Source organism: Bradyrhizobium sp., from assembly GCF_049691595.1.
GTDB lineage: Bacteria > Pseudomonadota > Alphaproteobacteria > Rhizobiales > Xanthobacteraceae > Bradyrhizobium.
In genome coordinates, this window is the sequence record NZ_JBAVNZ010000422.1 from 1 (window position 1) to 5,400 (window position 5,400).

A 5,400-nucleotide genomic window follows, 5' to 3' on the forward strand; every position below is an offset into this window, starting at 1 on the left:
ATGCCGAAGTCGTCCGGGCGCTCGGCATGTCCGAGCGCTTCAATCGACGGTGGACCGTCATCAATGAGAAGCATCTTGCCGAACAACTGGTGGCGGCCGATACCGTCGCCCTCTACGGCAATGTCTCCAAGGTGCTGCGCCTGCTGCTGCAGTCCGCGGTGCTGGGACTTGGCGCCTATCTCACCATCATCGGGCAGGCCAGCGGCGGCGTGATGATCGCGGCCTCGATTCTGGTCTCCCGTTCGCTGGCGCCGATCGAAATCGCGATCGCAAACTGGCGCGGTTTCCTGGCCGCACGGCAGAGCGCCGAGCGGCTGACGAAGCTGCTGGCGGCGCAGCCGGCGCGGACCGACAGCATGCCGTTGCCGCCGCCCCGGGAGCGTCTCAGTGTCGACGGACTCTGGGTCGCCGCGCCGGGCCAGCAGCGGGTGATCCTGCAGAACGTCACGTTCGCGCTGAAGCGCGGCGACGGGCTGGGGGTGATCGGCCCTTCCGCATCCGGCAAATCGACGCTGGCGCGGGCGCTCGTCGGCGCCTGGGTCGCGCAGCGGGGAACGATCCGCCTGGATGGCGCCGCGCTCGATCAATGGTCTCCGGATTTGCTGGGCCCGCATATCGGCTATCTGCCGCAGGATATCGAGCTGTTCGACGGCACGGTGGCACAGAACATCGCGCGGTTCGATCCGCAGGCCGGGAGCGAGGCGATTATTGCGGCGGCCAATGCTGCCGACGTGCACAACATGATCCTGGGCCTGCCCGATGGCTACGATACCAATATCGGGGAGGCCGGCGCCGCCTTGTCGGCCGGGCAGCGCCAGCGCGTTGCGCTCGCCCGCGCCCTCTACGGCGACCCGTTTCTGCTCGTGCTCGACGAACCCAATTCCAACCTCGATGCCGACGGCGATACGGCCTTGACCCGCGCCATCATGTCGGTGCGCGAGCGCGGCGGCATCGCCATCGTCATTGCGCATCGCCCCTCGGCGCTGGCCGGCCTTGACCAGGTCATGGTGTTGGGCGCCGGTCAGGTCCAGGCGTTCGGTCCCAGGGACGAGGTGCTCCGCCAAGTGGTGCAGGCGCCGGCGGCGCAAAACGCGCGTCTGAAGGTCGTGACCGAGGGCGTAACCGGTAATGCTTGAACCATCATCCGCGGCGACGTCGAACGTGGAAACGGCTCCACCGGGCGACATCGGCTCGCTCTTGAAGATCGGCTTTGCCGCCGTGTTCCTTTGCGTCGTTGGCATCGGCGGCTGGGCCGCCTCCGTCAACCTTGAAGGCGCCGTGGTGGCGGCTGGAACGGTGGTTGTCGACAGCAACGTCAAGAAGGTGCAGCATCCGACCGGCGGCGTCGTCGGAGAAATCCGCGTCCGCGACGGCGACAAGGTCGAGGCCGGCGATTTGGTGATGCGGCTCGACGAGACCATCACGCGCGCCAATCTCGGGGTCATTACCAGCCAGATCGACGAATTGGCCGTGCGCCAGGCCCGACTCAAGGCCGAGCGCGACGGATTGGCGACGTTCACGTTGCCGGCAAGCCTCGCGGAGCGTGCCGAATCCGCCACGGTCCAGGAGATCCTGGCCGGCGAGCGCACGCTGTTCAACAGCCGCCGGAGCGGCCGCGAGGGACAGAAGGCGCAGCTTGGCGAGCGCATCAATCAATTGACCGAGGAGATCGGCGGGCTCACAGCCCAGGCCGCGGCCAAGGCGCGCGAAATCGAACTGGTCACCGCGGAACTCCAGGAGATCGAGAAGCTGTGGAGCAAAAACCTGGTGCCGCTGTCGAGGATCATCCAGTTGAGGCGCGAGGCCGCCCGCATCGAGGGCGAGCGCGCCCAGATCGTCGCGAGCGTCGCCCAGTCCAAGGCCAAGATCGCCGAGACCAATCTGCAGATCATCCAGCTCGACCAGGATCACAAGACCGAGGTGATGAAGGACCTGCGCGACGTCCAGGCCAAGGATTCCGAGTTGAGCGAGCGGCGCGTCGCCGCCGACGACCAGTTGAAGCGCGTCGACCTCCGCAGCCCCCAGACCGGTATCGTGCATCAGCTGTCCGTCTACACGGTCGGCGGCGTGATCTCGCCCAGCGAGCCCGTGATGCTGATCGTGCCGGAAGGCGATGAATTGGTGATCGAAGCCAGGATCGCGCCGCAGGACATCGATCACGTCCATGTCGGACAGGAAGCCTTCGTTCGCTTCACGGCATTCAACCAGCGCACGACGCCGGAATTCAACGGCAAGGTGGTTCGGCTGGCCGCCGACCTGACAAAGGAGCAGCAGTCGGGGCAGAGCTATTTCGTCGCGCGAATCAGCCTGTCGAGCAAGGAGTCGAAGCGGCTCGGCGTGCTCAAGCTGGTGCCCGGCATGCCGGCCGAAATCTACATTCGGACCCCGGAGCGCACCGCGCTGTCCTATTTCATCAAACCGCTGCGCGACCAGATCGCGCGAACCTTCACCGAACAGTGACGGCGCCACCGGCCACGGTTGATATGAGTACCCCCATCGCGTCGATCTCGCTATTGGTGGTTCGTGCGGCCGCAAATCTGCCAATTTCTCCGCCGACGTGAATGATTGATAATATGATATTTTTTCGATTTGAATAATTGATAGTATGATATTTTCGACTTGAATAATTGATAATATGATATTTCTGGTTGCGTGATGCGCGCGGCCAACGCTTATCCGGTCGCTCGGCTGGACCAGACATCACGATCTGCCAGCAGGCTGACACGGGCGATTCCTAGGAACGCAACTGACAATTGGCTGTCGGATAAAAATGACGTCATTGTGGCGAGTCGCAAAACTAAGATTAAGAATAGCTAAATTTTACCCCTTGAACGGCGCCCGATTTTAACCTCCAATTTGCCCTATTGGGCTTTTGGCACAACTGTCAAATATTGAATTAGGATTAGCGTTTGGTGCTAGTTAGCCCTGCTACTGTGTCTTAAATATCACGATCGGTCGGAATGAGCTCGGCTGATGATACATTAGGGTGGTGACCATGAGCCAAAGTCGCACGTAGACGTATCGAATTAGGAGACCACTTCGCTTTCGTATTGAGAATACGTAGATTTTTTAGTATTGGAAATGCGTAAATTTCATGACGCTGTTGCGTAATTTAGGTCATATTGAGATTGCGTTGATGCTGGGGCGGAGCTCGCCGACCGGTTCACGCTGGCCTCCGGCCATAACTCGACCTCAGGTTGTTCCGCGTGCAATCTCGGGAACCTGCCACCGTGCGGTTCTTGAGCAATGCGCCCTCGGCGCAGCAGGCGAGGGCGCGACATGCCTGACCCTGCCAGGCGCAACTGTTCAGGCGTTTCGGCACCATTGCCGCTCCGACCGACATCGCCGCACCGGAAGCGACGCGCGGGCGCCTGGTTTCGCACCTCGTTTCGCATCGGCCGGATCTCGGCGCATCGGCGTCATGCGCGGCCCGGCACGCAAAGCGTCAAGCCACCGTTCTCACGTTGATCGCCGTTCCCACATTGATCCCCCGCCCGCGCCGGCCGCACATTTTTGCGTGTCCGGAATGTATGTGTTTTCCGCAGGAGAACTTTCATGAGCGTGTTTTTCGATCGCGTCGACATCAATTATATTCTCAAGCAAATTCTCATGGCAGAGGCCGGCCAGCCGCCGGTCAACCCGCATCTCGCCTTCGGTTTGCGCGAGGTGGGGGGCACGAACAACAACATCGTCCCGGGTGACAGCGTCTTCGGCGCGGCCGATCAAGGGATGCCGTTGTTTGCGCCCAACGACCAGGTATTCCTGTCGCAATATGTTCCGGGCGCTCAGTTCATCTTCGACTCCACGCCGCGGACGATCTCGAACCTGATCGCGGACCAGACGGCGCAGAACCCGGCCGCTCTCTCAGCCTACCCAATTCCGCTGGTGATTAAGGATTCAATCGGGAATTTCATTGCCAACCCCGACGCGGTGGATACATCGGGCAACATACTTGCGGTGGGTGTCGATGCTGCCACGGGAACGTTCACCGTCAATCCTTTGGCCGGCAATCTTGCCATCCCCAACGTCACACCTGACGGCGGCATCTCGGCGCCGTTCAATACGTTTTTCACGTTGTTCGGCCAGTTCTTCGATCATGGCGTCGACCTGATCACCAAGAGCCCTGCCGGCCCGCAGCAGGAACTCGTGTTCATTACGCTGAACCCCGACGACCCGCTGTACAACCCTGCGCCCCACGCCCCCAATTTCATGATTATCGCGCGCGCCAAGGATGCGCCGGGCGCCACGACGCCGAGCAATCTTGTCACGCCGTTCGTCGACAACAGCCAGACCTACTCGTCCCAGCCATCGCATCAGGTGTTCCTGCGCGAGTACCAGTTCAGCGTCGACACCAACGCCGATGGCATCCTCGACAGCAGGCCGGTGGCGACCGGACGGTTGCTCGATCATGTGAATGCCGACGGGACACGCAACTTGGCGACATGGGCCGACGTCAAGGCCAATGCGTTGATGCTCGGCATCACGCTCACCGACTACGATGTCGGCAATGTGCCGCTGCTCGCCACAGATGCCTATGGCAGGTTCATACCGGGCGCCAATGGATTCGCGCAGGTCGTCGTGCAACTCGCCGGCGGCGGTCAACGACTCGTGGAAGGCACCGCGGCTGGCCTGGACCTGACCAACCCGATCCCGGACGTAGCAGGCGATGCGACAACGGTCGGCGAGATAGTCCTGCGTATCGGCCATGCCTTCATCAACGACATGGCCCGTGCCGCGAGCCCGTTTGATGACTTTGGAAATCCGAAGGTGGCCGACACCGATACGGCGCTCGGTCTTGCCAATACCGATGGCTCATCCACCGCCCAATCCTACGACAACGAGCTGCTCGACAGGCACTTCGTCGGCGGCGACGGGCGCTTGAACGAGAATGTCGGCCTCACGGCGATTCACGACATTTTCGAGAAGGAGCACAACCGGCTGGTCGCTCAGACCAAGGCCGAAATCCAGGCCGAACTGGACAAGGGCGACACGTCCTTCGCCGAAGGCTGGGTGCTGCCCGGCACCAATCTTGCGTTGCTCAACGGCGTCGACGCCAACGGCAATCCGGTTCATATCATCACGGCCTCCGAATGGAACGGCGAGCGTCTGTTCCAGGCCGCCCGATTCGGCACCGAGACGCAGTATCAGCACCTCGTATTCGAGGAGTTCGCGCGCAAGGTCGTGCCGACCATCCACGTCGCCACCAACACCAATATTCACCTCGACGCCGCCATTACCTCCGAGTTCGCCAACGCGGTCTATCGCTTCGGCCACTCGATGCTGGACGAGACGTTGCAGATTCAGAACGTCGATGCCAGCGGCAAGCTGGTCTTCAATGCCGACGGCACACCCTCCTATACTCAGGAAGGGCTTCTCACGGCCTTCACCAACCCGCTCGAC

General features: G+C 61.7%; 3 protein-coding genes. All 3 read left to right on the top strand.

Translation table 11 applies throughout. The annotated features are described in order from the left end of the window. A partial coding sequence (locus WCE35_RS17820) for a type I secretion system permease/ATPase (RefSeq protein WP_424594648.1) occupies nucleotides 1-1,136 on the top strand: 1,136 nt, incomplete at its 5' end. Beyond that, the gene (locus WCE35_RS17825) at nucleotides 1,129-2,460 is read left to right on the top strand and encodes an HlyD family type I secretion periplasmic adaptor subunit (RefSeq protein WP_424594649.1); all 1,332 of its coding nucleotides are present in this window, start codon (nucleotides 1,129-1,131) and stop codon (nucleotides 2,458-2,460) included. The genes WCE35_RS17820 and WCE35_RS17825, both read left to right, overlap by 8 nt. 1,095 nt (nucleotides 2,461-3,555) lie before the next feature. Continuing rightward, nucleotides 3,556-5,400: peroxidase family protein (locus tag WCE35_RS17830; RefSeq protein WP_424594650.1), on the top strand; the 1,845-nt coding region annotated here is incomplete at its 3' end.

What these genes read in the sequence shown, in the direction of transcription:
- WCE35_RS17825 (WP_424594649.1), top strand. Translation starts at nt 1,129, where the DNA reads ATGCTTGAACCATCATCCGCGGCGACGTCGAACGTGGAAACGGCTCCA.